General features: G+C 65.5%; 15 protein-coding genes. All 15 read right to left on the reverse strand.

Features of this window, described 5'->3' with window-relative positions; all coding sequences use genetic code 11:
• Positions 1-6: 6 nt before the first annotated feature.
• Positions 7-402, reverse strand: a complete 396-nt coding sequence (locus P5W99_RS27890) for a DUF4150 domain-containing protein (RefSeq protein ID WP_421027992.1) — start codon at positions 400-402, stop codon at positions 7-9.
• 9 nt (positions 403-411) lie between these two features.
• Positions 412-1,077, reverse strand: a complete 666-nt coding sequence (locus P5W99_RS27895; protein WP_421027993.1) for a DUF3540 domain-containing protein — start codon at positions 1,075-1,077, stop codon at positions 412-414.
• A gap of 23 nt (positions 1,078-1,100) precedes the next feature.
• Positions 1,101-2,168, reverse strand: coding sequence for a pentapeptide repeat-containing protein (locus P5W99_RS27900; protein ID WP_421027994.1), 1,068 nt, complete (start codon positions 2,166-2,168; stop codon positions 1,101-1,103).
• Positions 2,165-4,864 (reverse strand): DUF2169 family type VI secretion system accessory protein, encoded by a 2,700-nt coding sequence (locus P5W99_RS27905; protein WP_421027995.1) that lies wholly within the window; start codon positions 4,862-4,864, stop codon positions 2,165-2,167. Before P5W99_RS27905 ends, P5W99_RS27900 begins: the two co-directional genes overlap by 4 nt.
• A 7-nt stretch (positions 4,865-4,871) precedes the next feature.
• On the reverse strand, positions 4,872-5,054 hold the full coding sequence (locus P5W99_RS27910; protein WP_421027996.1) for a hypothetical protein: 183 nt from the start codon (positions 5,052-5,054) through the stop codon (positions 4,872-4,874).
• Positions 5,055-5,079: 25 nt separating this feature from the next.
• Entirely contained in the window at positions 5,080-5,568 is a 489-nt protein-coding gene (locus P5W99_RS27915; protein WP_421029157.1) for an Hcp family type VI secretion system effector, read from the reverse strand.
• A 184-nt stretch (positions 5,569-5,752) separates the two neighbouring features.
• Positions 5,753-7,240, reverse strand: coding sequence for a type VI secretion system contractile sheath large subunit (gene tssC, locus P5W99_RS27920; RefSeq protein ID WP_421046687.1), 1,488 nt, complete (start codon positions 7,238-7,240; stop codon positions 5,753-5,755).
• Positions 7,241-7,301: 61 nt separating this feature from the next.
• Positions 7,302-7,796, reverse strand: coding sequence for a type VI secretion system contractile sheath small subunit (gene tssB, locus P5W99_RS27925; protein WP_421029155.1), 495 nt, complete (start codon positions 7,794-7,796; stop codon positions 7,302-7,304).
• 376 nt (positions 7,797-8,172) lie between these two features.
• Positions 8,173-10,860 carry a type VI secretion system Vgr family protein gene (locus P5W99_RS27930; RefSeq protein ID WP_421029154.1) on the reverse strand — a complete coding sequence of 896 codons (2,688 nt, stop codon included), beginning with the start codon at positions 10,858-10,860 and terminating at the stop codon, positions 8,173-8,175.
• Between the two features lie 94 nt (positions 10,861-10,954).
• Positions 10,955-13,600, reverse strand: a complete 2,646-nt coding sequence (gene tssH / locus P5W99_RS27935) for a type VI secretion system ATPase TssH (RefSeq protein WP_421029153.1) — start codon at positions 13,598-13,600, stop codon at positions 10,955-10,957.
• Between the two features lie 32 nt (positions 13,601-13,632).
• Entirely contained in the window at positions 13,633-14,616 is a 984-nt protein-coding gene (gene tssG, locus P5W99_RS27940) for a type VI secretion system baseplate subunit TssG (RefSeq protein ID WP_421029152.1), read from the reverse strand.
• Positions 14,580-16,304, reverse strand: a complete 1,725-nt coding sequence (tssF, locus tag P5W99_RS27945) for a type VI secretion system baseplate subunit TssF (RefSeq protein WP_434665363.1) — start codon at positions 16,302-16,304, stop codon at positions 14,580-14,582. Before tssF ends, tssG begins: the two co-directional genes overlap by 37 nt.
• Positions 16,305-16,354: 50 nt before the next feature.
• The gene (gene tssE / locus P5W99_RS27950; RefSeq protein ID WP_035535285.1) at positions 16,355-16,762 is read right to left on the reverse strand and encodes a type VI secretion system baseplate subunit TssE; all 408 of its coding nucleotides are present in this window, start codon (positions 16,760-16,762) and stop codon (positions 16,355-16,357) included.
• 71 nt (positions 16,763-16,833) lie between these two features.
• Positions 16,834-17,322, reverse strand: a complete 489-nt coding sequence (locus tag P5W99_RS27955; RefSeq protein WP_421029157.1) for an Hcp family type VI secretion system effector — start codon at positions 17,320-17,322, stop codon at positions 16,834-16,836.
• Between the two features lie 184 nt (positions 17,323-17,506).
• Positions 17,507-18,994: a type VI secretion system contractile sheath large subunit gene (gene tssC / locus P5W99_RS27960; protein ID WP_421046687.1), complete on the reverse strand. Its 1,488-nt coding sequence runs from the start codon at positions 18,992-18,994 to the stop codon at positions 17,507-17,509.
• Positions 18,995-19,025: the final 31 nt, after the last annotated feature.

The following is a 19,025-nucleotide window of genomic DNA, read 5'->3' on the forward strand; positions in this document are numbered from 1 at the left end:
GCCCCCTCAGCTCATGACCATCACGACCGACTGGCTCGGCGCGAGCACGGCGCCGACGATATTGCCGTCGTTGTGCTGGGTCGGGTCCGAGAGCCGCACGGCGGGCGAGCCTTCGAGCTTGACGGTCATGCTGCCGCTCGCGAACTGCACCTTCCCCATCACCTTGGACGACACGACGCCGCCGGCCACGCCCGCCTCGTCGCCCGACGTCATCGGAATCTCCGACGACTTGTTGAGCGCCGGCATGCCCGCGATCAGCACCGTGGTGGTGGCCGGGTTGCCCATCGGCGGCATGCCGATGTTCGGATAGGGCATGGGCACCGGCGGCGCAGGCGGCGCAGGTGTCTTGCATACATCGGGCGCTGCCATGCACTGGCCGCCCGCCTTGGTGACTGCAAACATATCGCACTCCTATCCGAGATCGATCTTGCTGGCGTCGATCTTCACCTGCCCTTCGGCCAGCACCGTAGCATGGCGCGCCGACACGTGCAGCCGCTCGTCCACCTGCATGCGCAGGCGGCCGGCGCGCGTTTCGTCGGCGTTGTCGGTCCAGCGCAGGCTATCGCGGGCGCGCTGGACCAGCCGGCCGACCGTCGTCGTGATCTGCTGTGCGACCGTGCTCACGGCGCCAAGGCCCGCGTGCAGCTGCTGGATCGCCGCATCCACGCGCTGGAATTTCATCTCGCCGCGCACGCCGTCCATCACGATCTCAGGCGCGTGCATCGCTACGCCGCGCGTGGCGCTCAGGTCCACCTGGGCCGCTTCGACGCGCAGTGCGCCTTCGCTCGTATGCAGCGCCACGTCGCCGGGCAGCACGAGCGCCGCGCCGCTGGGCACCGCGCGCGCGAGCACCGCGAGGATATACGGCACCGTGCCGGGACCGCCGGAGCAAACGAGCACGGTGTCGCCGCAATCGGGCTCGATGAGGCAGCTGTCTGCGCGCAGTGCGCGCTGCGGCGCGTTCGGCGAAGCGTCGAAGAGGTACCACGGGTCGGCGCGGCCAGTCACCGTGGCGTACGTGAGGCCGGCCTGCGGATCATTGCCGGGTCGGGACATCGTGACGAGCGTGCGGTTCATGTCCAGGGTTCCTTTACGGATGTTTATTTCGGCGCGCCCGGCTTAGGGGCGTCCGGCCGGGGAGCGGCACGCGGCTGCCAGCTTTCGGCGCGCGCGAGGACGGGATCGGTTTCACGCACGCCGTCGAGCCGCGCGCCGTTCAGGCGCGTGCCGTTCTGCGTGAGCGCGTGAAGATTTGCGCCGCTGAAGTCGGCCTGCGAGCAATCCGCCACGGACAGATCGGCATGCGAAAGATCGCAATAGGTGAAGCGAGCTGATTTCAGCGAGGCGGCGCGCCAGGCGCTGGCGGTCAGCACCGACTTGTTCCAGCGCGACGCCTCCGCACGTGCCTCGCCGAAGTCGGCTTCGCTGGCGTTGACCATTTCACAGACGGCGCCGCTCAGGTCGGCCTGCGTGAAGACCGCGTTCATGAACGCGGCGAAGGTGGCGTTCACGCCCTGCAGGTTGGCGTTCTGCAACTGCGCGCCGATCAGGCTTGTGCGGTCGAGCCGCGCGAGCGCGAGGTTGGCGCCGCGCAGCCGCGCGCCGTCCATGATCGTCATGGTGAGGTCGCAACTGCGCAGGTCCTGGCCGCTCAGGTCGCAGCCGCGCAAAAACGCCTGCACGAGCGACGCGCCGTCGAACCGCGCGCCGCTCAGGTCGGCGTCCATCGCGGTGTGGCGATGCAGGTCGGCGCCCGAGTAGTCTGTGCCTGCGTGGACGCAGCCGTGCGCGTCGCTGCGCACGAGACGCGCGGATGCGAACGAGGTGCCGGTGAAGTTGCAGCGATCGAAGGCGGCATGGGTGAAATCCGCGCCGCGCGCCTCGGCCCCGCTGAAGTCGACGTTTTCGAAGCGCGCCTGCTGCGCGTTCGCGGCGCCCAGCAACGCGCGCGCGAGCGACACGTTCTGTAGATCGGCATCGGCGAGATTCGCGCGCTGCAGGTCGGCACCGGCAAGCACGATGTTGTGCAGGCGGCAGCCGGCCAGATCGGCGCCGGCAAGGTCGGCGCCCGACAGATCGGCGTCGGCCAGCGCGCGGTTCGCCGCGAGCGCTGCGCGGGCTTCGTCCGCGCTCATGCGTGCCGGGGCGGTGGTGTGCGTGGTGCTCATAGGACGGGCGGCCTGAATTGAAGAATGGTGCAGTCGATGTTCGAACCTTCGAGCATCGCGACAGTGGGCCGCGTACCGTCGAAATCGACGCCGTACAGGTTCGCGAAGCGCAGGTGCGCGCCGCTCACGTTCGCTTTACGCAATGAGCCGCCGAACAGGTTGACCGCGTCCAGGTTCGCGCCGCTCAGGTCGGCGTTCGCGAGGCGCGCGCCCTTCGCCGACGACATGCCGAACTGCGCGGCCTGCGCCTGCGCGCCAGTGAAATCGGCGTAATCGAGCACGGCTTCCTCGAACTTCGCACCGCGCAGCTGCACACCTTCCCAACAGGCGCGGTTGAGCTGCGTGCGCGTGAAGCGCGCTTCGTCGAAACGCGTGTCGGCGTCGGCGCGCGAGCCGTTCAGGTTGGTGCCGGCGAACTGCGCCGCCTGCGCATCGGCGCCGTAGAACTCGGCCTGCTGGCACGCCGCGGCGGAAAAGTCGCTGCCGGCAAGACGGCTGCCGCTGAAGCTCGCCTTCGCGAGCGCCGCGCCGCCGAACTTCGCGTTTGCCAGATCACAGCCCGTGAAGCTCGCGTGCTCGGCCCGGCAGGCCGATGCGTCGACGCCCGGCATTTTCGCGGTGTCGAACACCGCACGGCGCAGATCGGCACTCGCAAGCTGCGCGGCGGAAAAATCGGCACCCGTAAAGTCGCCGACGGCCAGTTGCGCCTCCCGCAGGTCGGCGTTTGCGAACGTTCCGTTCGCAGCACTGACTCCCCCCAATTGCGCGTGCTGCAGACCGGCTTCGCTGAAATCGGTCTCGCGCAGCAGGGCGTGGGTGAAATCGGCGCCCTCAAGGCGGCTCTTCGCGAACGAGGCCTTGTCGAGCGCGGCGCCCGAAAAATCGGCACCGGACAGATCGAGGCCGGAGAGATCGAGACCAGAGAGGTCGTAACCCGCAAGGCTTTGCCGCGCCGCGTGGCGAGCGATCACATCTTCGCGCGTGAGCGGCGCGGCCGCCCGCACCGGCAGTGCCGCCGCCGCGGCTTCCGGCAGCTTGCCCGACAGTTCGAGCGCGGGTGGCGACGGTGGCTTCAGCACCGCGCCGAGCGCGGCAAAGGCGGATTGCGCTTCGCCCCCCGCAAACGACAGCGGTCCCAGAGTAGCGGCCGTTTCGGCGGGCAGCATGCGCGCCACATCCGCTTCGGTCAGGTTGTGCTGCTGCATCAGCGCGCGCGCCTCGATCTTGACGTCGTCGGCGAGCTTGCCGATCTCGGCGAGCGTCGGCACGCGCTCAGGCGTATCCGCCTTCAGGAAGCGCGCGATATCGGCATCGGTCAGGTTGTGCTGCTGCATCCTCGCGCGCGACTCGGCATTGAGCCGCTCGGCCATCTGCTCGACCTCGGCGAGCGAATACGTGCGCTCGGGCGCTTCCGGCTTCAGGAAGCGCGCGATATCGGCATCGGTCAGATTGTGCTGCTGCATTCGCGCGCGCGACTCGGCATTGAGCTCCTCGGCCAGCGCGCGGGCGATCGCGAGATGCGGCTCGGCGGCCAGCGCCGGGTCCGCCACTGCGGTGGCAGACGCCGCGGCGGCCAGCGGTACCGCGGCAGCGGGTTGCGCTTCGGCGACGGCCGCCCCAGCCTCGGGCGCAATAGCTGGCGCCGCTGCGGGCGTCGCGGCGGCCGCTTGCGTCAGCAGTTCGTGCAAGCGCGCGCGATAGTGTTCGAACGGCAACGGCGCTTCGTCCATGCGCTCCCATTCGGCCATGACGTGGAGGACGTCACTGCCGTCGGCGTCCGCCACGTCGGCGAGCGCGCGGTACAGCACCGCGCCGCATTCGAACTCGGGGAACAGCCACACCGTTTCCGCACGGGTCTGCAACTCGCGCAACGCTTCGCCCTCGGACGTGCGCACGTTCACGAAGCACCGCGCGCGCAGCGCGGGCAGCGAGCCCGCGAGGCGCCGCGCATGCGGATGCAGGTTGTCGAGCTCGAAGCGCTCGTCTCCTGCGAAGTAGCCGGACAGCCTCTGGTCGAGCGGCGCGCTCAGGAACAGCTCGGGCCGCGTATCGGACGGCAGGTGCGGCCACTCCTCTTTCACCCAGCGCTCGTCGCAGACGCCGAGGTGCTGCTGGCGCAATGGCGCCGCCATGTCGAAGCCCCAGAATCCGGCTGGCACGGCACGCTCGCCGCGGCGCAAGAAACGCTGCCCCTCGGCTTCGACATTGGGCAGCGGCCAGGCGCGCGTACCGTCGTCGTTGACGATTTCGGCAAAGCCCTTGCCGTGCGGATTGTCGACGCATCCGGCGCCGCCAAATGCGGTGGCCGGCGCAATCGGCATGCTTGCATAGGGCTTGGGCGCCGTGATCGCGCCCAGCGCATTGAACTCGCGGTCGCCGAGGACGATCAGCGCCTTCGACAGCGCGCCGATCCGCACGCCCGCGCGCATCTCCGCGACCTGCGTGCCGGCCGGCGCATGCGCCGCGCCATAGACCTTGTATTCGCCGGCCGGCTTGGGATAGCCCTCGTCGAGGATCGCGTCCTTGCCGAGCGCTGCGGCGACGACCGGCCAGAACGCGTCTTCCGTCATCAATCCGTCGAGGCCGGCCGGCTCGAAGCGAAAGCCCGCGATCATGCCGACGGCGAGCGTGTCGCGCCGCGCGAAGCGCAGCGCGCGGTAGACGAGCGCGAGGTTGTCGGGCTTGAGGATCTTCATACCGTCGTCATTCCAGTTGGCTCAGCGGGCCGCTGAACTTCGGCGTCGAGCCGTTGAATTTCACCTGCGCCGCGTTCGCGCTGAACGCATTGCCGACGCTCAGGCCGATATCGGTGGCGACCGGAAACTGGCCGAAGGGCTTGTCGTGAAATCGGATACGCCGAACGGCGGGGTGGTCACGTCCCGTCACCGCCCGCTCACCACGTTCAGCCCGTTCAGGACTTCGGTGCGAGCCACGAGTCTTCCGCCTCGATGCCGTCCGGGTCGAACGTCCATGTGATCTTCTCGTAGGTGAACGAGATATCCTCCATGTGGCCCATCTGCTTGTTCTCCAGCGCCAGGCAGTTCGGCGTCCACGCGCGTACGTTCGTCAGGATCGCGTTCGACAGCTTCACCGTGTAGTACTTCTCTTCCGTGCCCTTCGGCGAGATGCGGTAGTACTCCAGCGTCACGTCCTTCATCTGCTCGCCAGAGGTCAGCGCCTGGAACAGCTTGGGCGAGGACTTGTCGATTTCCTTGGTCAGCGTCATCGGCAGGTGCACCCGCTTGCCCGTGGGCAGCCCCGTCTGCGGGCTCTTCGGAATTTCAATGGTGTGGTCCACGGCCTGCACCAGGATCTTTCCCTCGTGGCCCTTGACCTTCGTCGAGCCTTCGATCTTTCCCTGGTTCTGGCCTTCGAGTACGAGATAGCACGGCATCGGCATGATAGTTTTCCCCGGTTTAACTGGTGGCAAGTCGTCAATGGCGCCAGGGCTCGGCGCCCCGGCTGTTCTGCCCAGCTTTCCTGTGTGCGCTGCGCATGATTCACATCATGCAGGCGCTCCGTTAGCGCGACGTTTCAGCTGTGTTACATACGAAACATCGAACCGAAACTTCGCCGCGGCTCTTTTATTTCTTCTCCAGCTTGCCCACCAGCGACAGCGTGAACGACGCACCCATGTACTTGAAGTGCGGACGCACCTTCAGGTCCACCCGGTACCACCCCGGATCCCCTTCCACATCCGCCACCACGATCTCCGCCTGGCGCAGCGGCCGGCGGCTGCGCACCCCTTCGGCCGGATTGTCCATGTCCGCCACGTACTGCCGGATCCACGTGTTCAGCTCGCTCTCCAGATCCACACGCTCCTTCCACGTGCCAATGTGCTCGCGCTGGATCACCTTGATGTAATGCGCCAGACGGCTCACCACGAACATGTACGGCAGTTGCGTGCTCAGCTTGTAGTTCAGCTCCGCTTCCTTGCCTTCCTTCGTGTTGCCGAAGAACTTCGGCTTCTGCGCCGAATTCGCCGAGAAGAACGCCGCGTTGTCGCTGTTCTTGCGCATCGTCAGCGCGATGAAACCCTGCTCCGCAAGCTCGAACTCCCGCCGCTCCGATATCAGCACCTCCGTCGGGATCTTGTTCTGCAGCTCGCCCATCGACTCGTACGTGTACACCGGCAGGTCGCCCACCGTGCCCCCGCCCTGCGGCCCGATCACGTTCGCGCACCACCGGTAGTCCGCAAAGCTCGACGTCAGCCGCGAGGCGAACGCGAACGCCGCGTTGCCCCACAGGAACTGCCCGTTGCCGCCCGACACGTCTTCCCTGTAGTTGAACTTCTTCGCCGGCACCGTATCCGCACCGTACGGCACACGCAGCAAAAAGTGCGGCAGCGTCAGCCCCACGTAGCGCGCGTCCTCCGACTCCCGGAACGCGTTCCACTTGACGAACTGCGGACCCTCGAAGATCGACGACAGGTCCTTCAGGTTCGGCAACTGGTCGTAGGTGTCCACCCCGAAGAACTGCGGACCCGCCGCCGCGATGAACGGCGCATGGCTCATCGCCGATACGCTCGCCGCGTACTGCAGCAGCTTCACGTCCTGGGTGCCCGGCCCGAACTCGTAGTTCGCCACGATCGCGCCGAACGGCTGTCCGCCGAACTGGCCGTACTCCGCCGTGTACAGGTTCTTGTACAGCCCCGAATTGGTGATGTCCGCCGCATCCTGGAAGTCGTCGAGCAGCTTGCCCTTGCTCACGCTGAGCACCTGGATCTTGACGTTCTCGCGGAAGTTGGTGCGCTCGACCAGGAACTTCAGCGAGCGCCACGCCGACTCCATCTTCTGGAAATCGCCGTGATGCAGGATCGCATCGACCTGCGCGCACAGCTTCTGGTCCAGATCGGCGATCATGCTGTCCACCGTCGCCTGCGTGATGCGCTCCACCGCATGCTGCGGCTCGAGCAACTGCGAGATGAACGCCTGGATGCCCTGGCGCGTGATCGAATACGCCTCGTCGCCGGGCTTGATGCGCGCCGACTCGATCAGCTGATCGAGCAGCGAGCCCCCCGCGGCCGCCTGCTCTGCGACGGCCTGCTCCTGCTGCTTTTGCTCTTCACTCATGTGCTGTCCCCGAATGGATACGGACGAAATCGACGATATGGACGATGCCCGCCCGGCGCAATCACTTCTCGCCGATGCCCAGCTCGCTCAGAAGACGCGCGCGCACGCCCTCGTCCTCGATGAGATCCTGAACCCGCTTGCGGAAATCCGGGATGTTGCCCAGCGGCCCCTTGAGCGCCTTGAGCGCATCGCGCAGCGCAATCATCTGGCGCAGCTCCGGCACCTTCTCGACAATCGCGTCCGGCGAGAAGTCGTCGATCGACTCGAACTTCAGGTTCACCGCGAGCGCGGCGTCCGGATCGGCATTCGCTTCCAGACGGTTGGGCACCGCCAGATCCAGCGACAGTTTCTGCCCCTTGAGCACGTCGTTGAAATTGTCCTTGTCGACGTTGACGGGCTTCATTTCCTCGATCGGCGTATCGTCGTCGCGCAGCGTGAAGTCCCCCAGCACCAGCAGCTTCAGCGGCAACTCCACCTCCGCCTTGGCATCCCCTGTCGCCGGACGATATACGATATTGACGCGCTCCTTCGGAGCGACTGACCCGTCAGATGCCATGGCCGATCCCCTTCTTCTTTGTACCGCTTCGTTAGTTAGTAAACCCGAGCGCTTTTCTTACAGCGCGATGAGCATAGCGCTTAGCTATTCTTCACGCTACAAGAATCTGCCGCGCACCTATGGGCACCGCGAATCTTCAAGAAAGCGAACCTTCGTTCGCTGCTTTAAACAAGGGCTATCCGGCATCGACGACATGCCGCGCGGATGATTCCCGTGTTATTTTTTTGAAAACCTCGAAGTTATTGCCCTGCATACCTTAATAAAGCACATATAAAGCAGGAATACACATCCTGCCCCAGCTCATTTTGCAACGATTAAATGGAATGCATATCGGGTGATATGGGTCGTCAATTGCAATTCGATCCTCATACCGTTGTCATCCGAGCTGGATCAGCCTGCCGTTGATCTTGGCGGTCACCGCGGTCACCCTGAACGCATTGCCGGCCTCCAGGGCGACGTCCATGTCTGCCACAACGGAGAGCTTGGCGCCGGTGATCGATACGTTCGACACCGCCTCGACCGAAACGCCCGCACCGGCCTTGACGCCGACACTACCGGCCGTGGCCTCGATGCTGACAGCACCGGTATCGGCCTTGACGCCAACACCGGTACCGCCCGTGACGCTGGCGCTGGTGCCGGCTTTGACGCTGGCGGTGCTCGTGCCTTCGAGGCTTGCCATCGCGCCCTTCGCGGCGACGCCCTGGCCATCCACGACCACCGTGTTCGTGGCCGCCGCCGTCACCGTGACACTCAGGCTCGTGACGTCGATGCTGCCCTTGGCGGCGGCGTTCGTTACCGAGAACTCTCCCGTCAGCGGCGTCAGCTTAAGCTGTCCGCCGGCGGCGGCCACGCCGGCCATGGCCGTGATGCCGGAAATATCGAGGTCGATATTGCTCGAATAGGTCGGCGCGGCCGCAACGGCTGCGGCAATCGAATTACCGGCATTGCGCAGTACCCGGAACAGGTTGAGGCCGGCGCCGACCGCGCCCGCCATCTGCCCGGCCGTCGTGCCGTAACCCCACGGGTTGGCGAGGTCGAGCTTGCCGTTGGTCTTCTCCCCGCCGCCGAGGTACACGCCGGCAGTCACCGTGCCGCCCGCCGCGACGCCCAGCGCAGCATTGACGGCCGTGCTGATCTGCGCGGCGCGCAGAACCGATTTTTTCGCAGCCTGAACCGCCGTATCGATTGCCGGCTGCATCCCGCCGGAAAGCTTCAAGGTGGTACTGCCCTGCAGCTTGGCGTCGGTCTTCAGCATGACGGTTTCGGCGTCGCTCAGCGACACATTCCGTCCTCCGGTCCACCCGACATTCTGGCCCCACGTCACGTTCACGTTCGAGCCCAGCGTGTAATTGCTGTTCACGCCGGCCGAAAGCGCAACCGAGGTGCCGACCGTGATGGCGGTCTTCGGCCCGACCGTCACACCGTTGTTCGCGCCCACCGTCACGCTTTCCGAGGTGCCGGCCGTCGCCATCCACAGGCTGCCTCCGCCCTTCGGGTCGGTCGAGCCGATGCCCACCGAGCTGTTATGGAACGGCGAGTGCAGCCAGATCACTTCCTTGCCCTCGCCATCGCCCATGTAGACCTGATTGCCGCCCGCCGTGCTGATCCGGTTCGCCTGCGCGATCTCCTGCGTCACCACGCTGGGATTCTCCGAATTCGGCAGGCTGCCCACGATCACCGGCTGGTCGGGGTCGCCGTCGATGAACGACAGCAGCACCTCCGCATCCTTGTGCAGCGGAAAATGCATGCCGTGGTCCGTGCCTGCGTAGGGTGTGGCCATGCGCAGCCGCGCCGAGCCCTTATTCGGATTCTTGTCCGTCACGTCGAACGGCAACTGCACCTTGTACTGGCCGAACTCGTCGAGCTCCGCGTACTGGCCGTCGCCTTCGCTGTCGATCGTCGCGTTCATCGTGCCCGCCACGCGCGGCTTGGCCGTCACGCGCTCCGGACGGAACTGGGTCGCCGCGGGAATCGCGCGGAAGCTGTTGCGATAGGCGATTTCGCCGCCGCGCGCGCCGTCGCTGTACGGGCTCGCCACGCCGCTGAGCAGCGCGCCTGCCTGGGATCCCTGATGATGCACCTCAGTCACGAGGTACTCGCCGTTGAAGTCGTCGCGATAGTGATGCGAGAGCGTGCAGAAGTAGCCCGCGCGCAGCCCCATCGCCGTGCCTTCGCCGGAAAACACCTTGCTCGCGCAGACGATTTCCTGCGCGCGCAGCTTCGCGTAGCGCTCCCCTTCGTCCTGGGTGCGGAAGTTCTCGCCGTACAGCACGACTTCGCCGATCCCCGAATCCGAAACCGTTGCGCTCGCCTTCAACTGCAGCGCCGCCTTGCGGTAGTTGTAGTCCTGCAGTACGACTTCGTGCGGCAGCGGGCGCTGCCGGCACACGAAGTCGCGCACCGAATCGGCCGCCACACCCGTATCGAGCGAATCGTCGGGCCGGTACGAGACCGGCAGCGCCTGGGAGTCAAGCATGACCTTGTCGTCGACGACGACGAGCTTTTCCGTGCTGCCGGAATGGTCGAAGTAGTAGTAGATGCCTTCCTTCTCCATCCAGCGCGAGAGGAAGTCCAGATAGGTCTCCTGGTACTGGCACACGAAGCTGCGCGGCCGGTACGTGCCCGTGAGGCGGAACTCGTAGTCGGCCGAGTTGAGCCGGCCGTTTTCGAGCACCGTGCGCAGCGTGTCTACAATCGACTGCTCGCCGAGGTAGACCTCCGAGATGCGGAACAGCGACAGCCGCCACAGGCGCGGCACCAGCACGGCGCGGTAGAACACGTAGCCATCCGCGCGATGCAACTGCTCGAATTCGGCAAGGATGCCGTGCCGGGGCGTGCGGATCTCGCCCTCCGGGCCGTAAATCTCGAACGTCGCCGGGTGGCTCAGCATCGAATCGAAGTCGATCGACGCATCGTCCGATACCAGCGTGAGCACGAAACGGAACGGCTGCGAGATCGACTCGAACCCCTCCATTTCCACGACCGCGAACTTGTCCGCGCCAAACGCTTGCGAGCTGAACGCGAAGCGCTTGTTCGCCAATATCCGATCGGCCATTGAGACCATGCTGATTCTCCGTACAGTGATTTCTTTCTATTCTCGCGGCGCTGCTTTGCTGCGAGATTGCAATCGCGTTACATCTGAAACGGTGCTTCGCGGCTCACGCGTGAGCGCCGGGGAAGGTCACGACGAACTCACCGTCCTCGTCCACGTCGAGCGCCACCTCTTCGAGCGCCTCGCCCTCGCTCATGCGTGCGAGAATCTCCTGCGACATCAGCGGCAGCACGTTGCCGCGCAGGATGAAGTCGATGTTGCGCGCGCCCGTTTCCACCTCCGTGCAGCGCGCGGCAATCTGTGCCACCACCGCGTCGCTATAGGTGAAGCGCATCTTGTTGTTGTGCGCGACGCGCCGCACCACCTTGTCGAGCTTCAGGCGCACGATGCCCGCGAGCGCCTCGCCTTGCAGCGTGAAGTAAGGAATCACGGTCATGCGCGCGAGCAGCGCGGGCTTGAAGTGATTCGAGAGGATCGGGCGCACCGCGGAAAGCAGCGTCGCCGCGTCGGGCTTGTCGTCACCGACCGTCATTTCGGTGATGACGTCGGTCGCGAGATTTGAGGTGAGGAAGATCACCGTGTTCGAAAAGTCGATTTCCTTGCCCTCGCCGTCCGAGAGCATGCCTTTGTCGAACACCTGGTAGAACAGGTTCATCACGTCGAGGTGCGCCTTCTCCACCTCGTCGAGCAGCACGACCGAATAAGGCCGCTGGCGCACCGCCTCGGTCAGGACGCCGCCCTCGCCGTAGCCCACGTAGCCAGGCGGCGAGCCGATCAGGCGGCTCACGTTGTGCTTCTCCTGGAACTCGCTCATGTTGATGACGGTGGTGGACTTCTCGTCGCCGAACAGGATGTCCGCCACCGAAAGCGCCGTCTCTGTCTTGCCCACGCCCGACGGTCCCGCGAGCAGGAACACGCCCATCGGCTGCTGCGGGTCCTTCAAGCCCGACTTCGCTGTCTTGAGCACTTCGGCGATCAGCTCCATCGCGTGATCCTGGCCGCGGATCCGCTCCTTGAGCGTGGCGGCCATGCCCAGTACGCTCTGCGCCTGGTCGCGCAGCATCTTGCCCACGGGAATGCCGGTCCAGTCGGAAATCACCCGCGCCACGACATCGGGATCAACGTCGATATGCACGAGCGGCTCGTCGCCCTGCGCGGTCCTGAATGCTTCGGCGGCCCCGGCGATCGCCTGCGCCAGCCGCTGCAGTTCCTCGGGCGCGGCGCCATTGGCCTTGGCCTCGTGGCGCGCCGTGCGCGCATCGAGCAGCACCTTCGCCGCTGCTTGCTGCCGCTGCCAGACTTCGCGCAGCGCCGCGGCTTCGGCAGCGAGGCTCTGCAACTCCGCGCCGATCGCTTCGAGACGCGCGCGGTCCACCGGCTGCTGGTTGTCCTCGTCGCGCTCGAGGCCGCGCTGTTCGCGCTCGAGCGCCTGAATGCAGCGCTCCTTGTCTTCGAGCACGTCAGGCTTCGCGCTTTGCAGCACCTTGACACGTGCGCAGGCCGTGTCGAGCAGGTCCACCGCCTTGTCCGGCAATTGCCGCCCCGTGATGTAGCGGCTCGACAGCTCGGCTGCGGCGATGATCGCGTCGTCGCGCAGCACCACTTTGTGAACGTCCTCGTACTTCTCCTTCAGGCCGCGCAGGATCAGCACCGCGGTGGCGAGATCGGGCTCATCGAGCTTGACGAGCTGGAACCGGCGCGCAAGCGCCGCGTCCTTTTCGAAGTACTTCTTGTATTCGGCCCACGTGGTGGCCGCGACCGTGCGCAGTTCGCCGCGCGCGAGCGCCGGCTTGAGCAGGTTGGCCGCGTCCGAAGTGCCGGCCTGGCCGCCCGCGCCGATCAGCGTGTGGGCTTCGTCGATGAACAGGATGATCGGTTTCGCCGATGCCTTGACTTCGGTGATCACGCCCTTCAGGCGGTTCTCGAATTCGCCCTTCACGCTCGCGCCGGCCTGCAGGAGGCCCATGTCGAGGCCGAGGATCGTCACGTCCTTGAGCGAATCGGGCACATCGCCCTCGACGACGCGCAGCGCGAGCCCTTCCACGACGGCCGTCTTGCCGACGCCGGGGTCGCCCACGCAGATCGGGTTGTTCTTGCGGCGCCGCGCGAGGATGTCGACCATCTGGCGGATTTCCGCGTCGCGGCCGAACACGGGATCGAGCTTGCCGGCCCGCGCCTTTTCGGTGAAGTTCTCGCAAAAGCGCGCAATGGCGCTACCGTCGGCGCCAGCGGGCGCCGCGGCCGCGCCCTCGCCGCCGCCGGACTCGCGCTCGCCCGCTTCGATCGAGCCGCCGCAGATCTGATCGAACGAACGCAGCAGGAGTTCGCGATTGAGCTCGCGCAGCGGCGCCGCGTAATCGCCCGTTGCGTAATAGGTCGGACGCGCGAGGAACGCCAGCAGCACGGCGCCCGAGCGTATGCGCGGCTCCTGCAGGTCGACCGAGGCGATGAGCCACGCGTCCTGCAGCAGCTCGAGCAGGAGCGGCGAGAACGCCGGACGGCCCGCGTTGCCCGTCTTCATGTCTTCGATCGAGAGATTGATGCCGCGCTGCACGAGCGCGGCGTCGATACCGTGCTGACGCAGCAGCAGCGCGAGGTCGGCCTGGATATCCTCGAACAGCTTGACGAGCAGGTGCTCGACTGTGATCTCATAGTGGCCGCGCGACACGCACAGCCCCACGCCATCTTCGAGTGCCTGCTTGCAGTAGGCGTTCAGTCGCCCCACGAGGGGCTTGAGCTCGACCAGCAGCATGTTGGTTCTCCTCTCTTGTTCTATCCGTAGCGTTAAAGGCGGTAGCGGACGCGTGTGGGCAGATCGGCCAGCCCGGGATTGAGCCACGTGTCGTAGCCGAGCCGCGACCAGGTGCTGCAACCACAGCGCGCCGCGTGCGCCTCCTCGCGGCACAGATCGAGCTCGACTTCCACGTCAAGCGGATCGATCAGGTAAAAGCGCGTGAGAAAGCGCAGCCGCGCATGCCCCGCGCCGCCCGGCAGCAGTTGATGAAAGAGCGGCTGCGGCACGTCGGCGAACTGCACCTTGATCGTGCCGCCGTAATCGTCGATCAGCTCGCCCAGCCATGCATCGTCGCCAAGATGGCTGCCCTGGGCACCGAGTTGCCAGCGCTGGTCGGCGGGAATCGGCTGGGCGCGCCGCAGGCCGCATTCGACGCGGATCCGCGCCGGCGCGAACGCGTCGGCCAGCATCGTCTTCAGGCCGAGCGCCGAGCGCGGCCGCTGGTTGAAGAGGCCCGCGTAGCGCAGCAACTCCGCGCTGGCCGGCAGCAGCTCGACGCGCAGGTCCGCATCGTTCAGCCCGACAAACGCGTAGAGATGATTGAGCACCGTCTCGTCGCGGTCCTCGACGATGCGCTGCTCGATGCGGTACTTCGCCCACGCGTCGAACAGCAGCGGATACAGCGCGTAGTGAACGATGTCGAGAAAGTCGCGCGTGACATGACGTCCCTCGCGCTGCTCCTCGAACAGATCTTCGGTGTAGTACGTCGGCAGCGGCGAGGACACGCCATACAGGCCGAAAAAGTTGGCCGTGATGCGATAGCCGCCGCCGGGCAGCGCCTCGATGCGGTCGATGTCGTTTTCGGGGAAGCCAAGCCCGAGGCGCGGGCGCACGCGCAGATTCTCCTGGCGCAGGCCCGTATGCCGGTCGTACAGCCGCAGCAGACGGATCGCCTGAAACCAGGAGTACTTCTCACCGTTCGTGAGCAGCAGGTCCTTTACAGCGTCGGCTGTTGCCCGAGTCTCTGCGGCCATTTGAAGACGGTTCCTGAATGCGCGCCTTCGAGCTCGACGCGGGTGTACGAATTGATGCCGGCGTAATCGCCGAGAAAGCGCTCCAGCACGCAGCCGAACAGATACAGGTCGCCGAGCCCGGCGTAGTGATCTTCGCGGCAGCGCATGCGGATGAGCTGGCCGCGCTGGATACCGCCGCGGCCGACGAGGCGCGTCTCGCGCGTGACGCTCAGCTCGAGAATGCCTTCGATGCGCCGGCGATTGACCGCCTCCGGTCCCTGGCGCCCCGAGAACACGTACAGGCCGAGCAGTTTGCGCAGGTTCTCCGCGTTGGCAAGGGAAAGCAGGTTCAGCGAGACGTGCGAGATGAGGCACCACAGCAGTTCCTCGCCGGCCGGCGGGTCCTGGGCGGGCGTCACCGCACGGATGTTGCTGAACGTCATCTGGTCCGGCGAGGTGCTGGTGGGCTGGCTGATGTCGCCGAGCTTGAGACTCTCCGGCAGCGCGCGGTTCGTGCAGGTGATGCGGATCGACAGCGTCTCGGGCAGCGGCGTATCCGAGGGTGGATAGTTGAGCGAGAGATAAACTTCGCTGCCGCGCTCCACGTTCGCGCTGCGCACCGAGGTGCGGTAGCTCAGCTGCGCGCCGCGCCCGTCGTGGCGGAACATGCCGAAGGGCTGGTAGACGCGCTCTCGCGCCTGGCCTTGCTGGTAGCCCAGCACCTGGTCGACCGAGTAGACCTGGTGATGGCGGCGGTCCCGCCCTTCGGGCACGACGCGGTATTCGGTAGCGCGATGGTTGTGCGCGATCGGATCAGCCGCGTGAGAGAACACGTTGATGGCCGGGACCACGTTGAGCATGAAGCTTTCGTTGCCGATCTCGGGCAGCCATTCGGGGAGCGAATCGAGCGTCATGACCACGCTGAAGCTGGTCCCCTTCGCGTTCGCCGTCCAGCGTTGCAGGCCCGCGATGTCGACGAACAGGAACTTCTCCGGCTGCGTGAAGAACTCCTGGATCGTGCGGTAGCCGCTGAACGCCTGGCTCGGATAGGGCAGCAGATCGTGGTCGAAGCCGCTCATGCGCAGGCACTTCGCGCCGAGCGAGAGCCGCTCGCCGTTGCCGCTCGAAATGCGCACGCCGACGACGTGGTTCATCAACAGCAGCAGCAGCTTCGAGGCATCCACATAGCCACCGCCGAGAAACAGCCGCAGGCTGTCGCCGCCCCACTGCGCGATGGACAGGCCGCCCTGCATCTCGAAATCGATCATGAGCACGGGCGCGGCGCCCGCGTGGCTCAGCAGATTGACCTCGGCGATGGCGAGCGGCTCCACATCGAGATCGCAGGCAGTGCGAAAGCGGCACGGCGTGCCATCCACCGGCACCGACGCAAGCTCGGTGCCAGCCGCCACGCGCGCCGCCTGCGAGCGCGGCCCTTTCGCGGCGAAACGGATCAGCGTGGACGCCGGCACGGGCCGCAGATAATGCGGGAACAAAAGGTTCGTGAGCTCCTGGACGAACTCAGGGAATTCGTCGTCGAGCTTCTGGCGCGTAAGGCCCGTGAGGAACGCCACGCCTTCGAGCAGGCGTTCGACGTCGGGGTCCGCGGACGCGCCCGAAAGCATGGGCGCAATCGCGGGATTGACCCGCGCGAACTCCGCAGCCAAGCCTTTCAGCTTGTTCAGCTCATCCAGGTAATATTGATTGAACATGGCTGCCCGACTGACTGACACAGGAGCGGAAAGATAGGTGGACCCGACGCTCAGGCAATGCTCACCCGGCCGTTGGCGCCCACCGTTGTCGATATGCGTAGCGGAATTTCGCGGTCGTCCACTTCCAGCGCTCCTTCGAGCGCGAAGCGGATCGACAGCACGTCGGTCTCCTCGCGATTGAGCGTGACGCGCGGCGACTTGATTCGCGGCTCGTAGCGCAGCACCATGCGGCGGATCTCTTCCTCGATCTCGCGCGTCGAGCCCATCGCCGTCGTGCCCGCGAGGTTCGTGAAGTCGGGCACGCCGAACAGCGGGTCGATCTGCACACTGCCTTGCCGCGTGTTGAGCAGGCGCGTGAGGTGATTCATCACCGAGCGCACGAGCACGTCCACCTGCGTCTGGTTAGTGCGGGCGTCGCCCTCCTCGCCCGCCTCCCAGCTCGCAATCCGTTCGAGCAACCGACGCTCTTTCACCCCCGCCCCCGCTTTGTCAATGCATTGTCACCGCCCGCTCACCACGTTCAGCCCGTTCAGGACTTCGGTGCGAGCCACGAGTCTTCCGCCTCGATGCCGTCCGGGTCGAACGTCCATGTGATCTTCTCGTAGGTGAACGAGATATCCTCCATGTGGCCCATCTGCTTGTTCTCCAACGCCAGGCAGTTCGGCGTCCATGCGCGGACGTTCGTCAGGATCGCGTTCGACAGCTTCACCGTGTAGTACTTCTCTTCCGTGCCCTTCGGCGAGATGCGGTAGTACTCCAGCGTCACGTCCTTCATCTGCTCGCCAGAGGTCAGCGCCTGGAACAGCTTGGGCGAGGACTTGTCGATTTCCTTGGTCAGCGTCATCGGCAGGTGCACCCGCTTGCCCGTGGGCAGCCCCGTCTGCGGGCTCTTCGGAATTTCAATGGTGTGGTCCACGGCCTGCACCAGGATCTTTCCCTCGTGGCCCTTGACCTTCGTCGAGCCTTCGATCTTTCCCTGGTTCTGGCCTTCGAGTACGAGATAGCACGGCATCGGCATGATAGTTTTCCCCGGTTTAACTGGTGGCAAGTCGTCAATGGCGCCAGGGCTCGGCGCCCCGGCTGTTCTGCCCAGCTTTCCTGTGTGCGCTGCGCATGATTCACATCATGCAGGCGCTCCGTTAGCGCGACGTTTCAGCTGTGTTACATACGAAACATCGAACCGAAACTTCGCCGCGGCTCTTTTATTTCTTCTCCAGCTTGCCCACCAGCGACAGCGTGAACGACGCACCCATGTACTTGAAGTGCGGACGCACCTTCAGGTCCACCCGGTACCACCCCGGATCCCCTTCCACATCCGCCACCACGATCTCCGCCTGGCGCAGCGGCCGGCGGCTGCGCACCCCTTCGGCCGGATTGTCCATGTCCGCCACGTACTGCCGGATCCACGTGTTCAGCTCGCTCTCCAGATCCACACGCTCCTTCCACGTGCCAATGTGCTCGCGCTGGATCACCTTGATGTAATGCGCCAGACGGCTCACCACGAACATGTACGGCAGTTGCGTGCTCAGCTTGTAGTTCAGCTCCGCTTCCTTGCCTTCCTTCGTGTTGCCGAAGAACTTCGGCTTCTGCGCCGAATTCGCCGAGAAGAACGCCGCGTTGTCGCTGTTCTTGCGCATCGTCAGCGCGATGAAACCCTGCTCCGCAAGCTCGAACTCCCGCCGCTCCGATATCAGCACCTCCGTCGGGATCTTGTTCTGCAGCTCGCCCATCGACTCGTACGTGTACACCGGCAGGTCGCCCACCGTGCCCCCGCCCTGCGGCCCGATCACGTTCGCGCACCACCGGTAGTCCGCAAAGCTCGACGTCAGCCGCGAGGCGAACGCGAACGCCGCGTTGCCCCACAGGAACTGCCCGTTGCCGCCCGACACGTCTTCCCTGTAGTTGAACTTCTTCGCCGGCACCGTATCCGCACCGTACGGCACACGCAGCAAAAAGTGCGGCAGCGTCAGCCCCACGTAGCGCGCGTCCTCCGACTCCCGGAACGCGTTCCACTTGACGAACTGCGGACCCTCGAAGATCGACGACAGGTCCTTCAGGTTCGGCAACTGGTCGTAGGTGTCCACCCCGAAGAACTGCGGACCCGCCGCCGCGATGAACGGCGCATGGCTCATCGCCGATACGCTCGCCGCGTACTGCAGCAGCTTCACGTCCTGGGTGCCCGGCCCGAACTCGTAGTTCGCCACGATCGCGCCGAACGGCTGTCCGCCGAACTGGCCGTACTCCGCCGTGTACAGGTTCTTGTACAGCCCCGAATTGGTGATGTCCGCCGCATCCTGGAAGTCGTCGAGCAGCTTGCCCTTGCTCACGCTGAGCACCTGGATCTTGACGTTCTCGCGGAAGTTGGTGCGCTCGACCAGGAACTTCAGCGAGCGCCACGCCGACTCCATCTTCTGGAAATCGCCGTGATGCAGGATCGCATCGACCTGCGCGCACAGCTTCTGGTCCAGATCGGCGATCATGCTGTCCACCGTCGCCTGCGTGATGCGCTCCACCGCATGCTGCGGCTCGAGCAACTGCGAGATGAACGCCTGGATGCCCTGGCGCGTGATCGAATACGCCTCGTCGCCGGGCTTGATGCGCGCCGACTCGATCAGCTGATCGAGCAGCGAGCCCCCCGCGGCCGCCTGCTCTGCGACGGCCTGCTCCTGCTGCTTTTGCTCTTCACTCATGTGCTGTCCCCGAATGGATACGGACGAAATC

The organism is Paraburkholderia sp. A3BS-1L (assembly GCF_051125215.1).
Classification (GTDB): domain Bacteria; phylum Pseudomonadota; class Gammaproteobacteria; order Burkholderiales; family Burkholderiaceae; genus Paraburkholderia.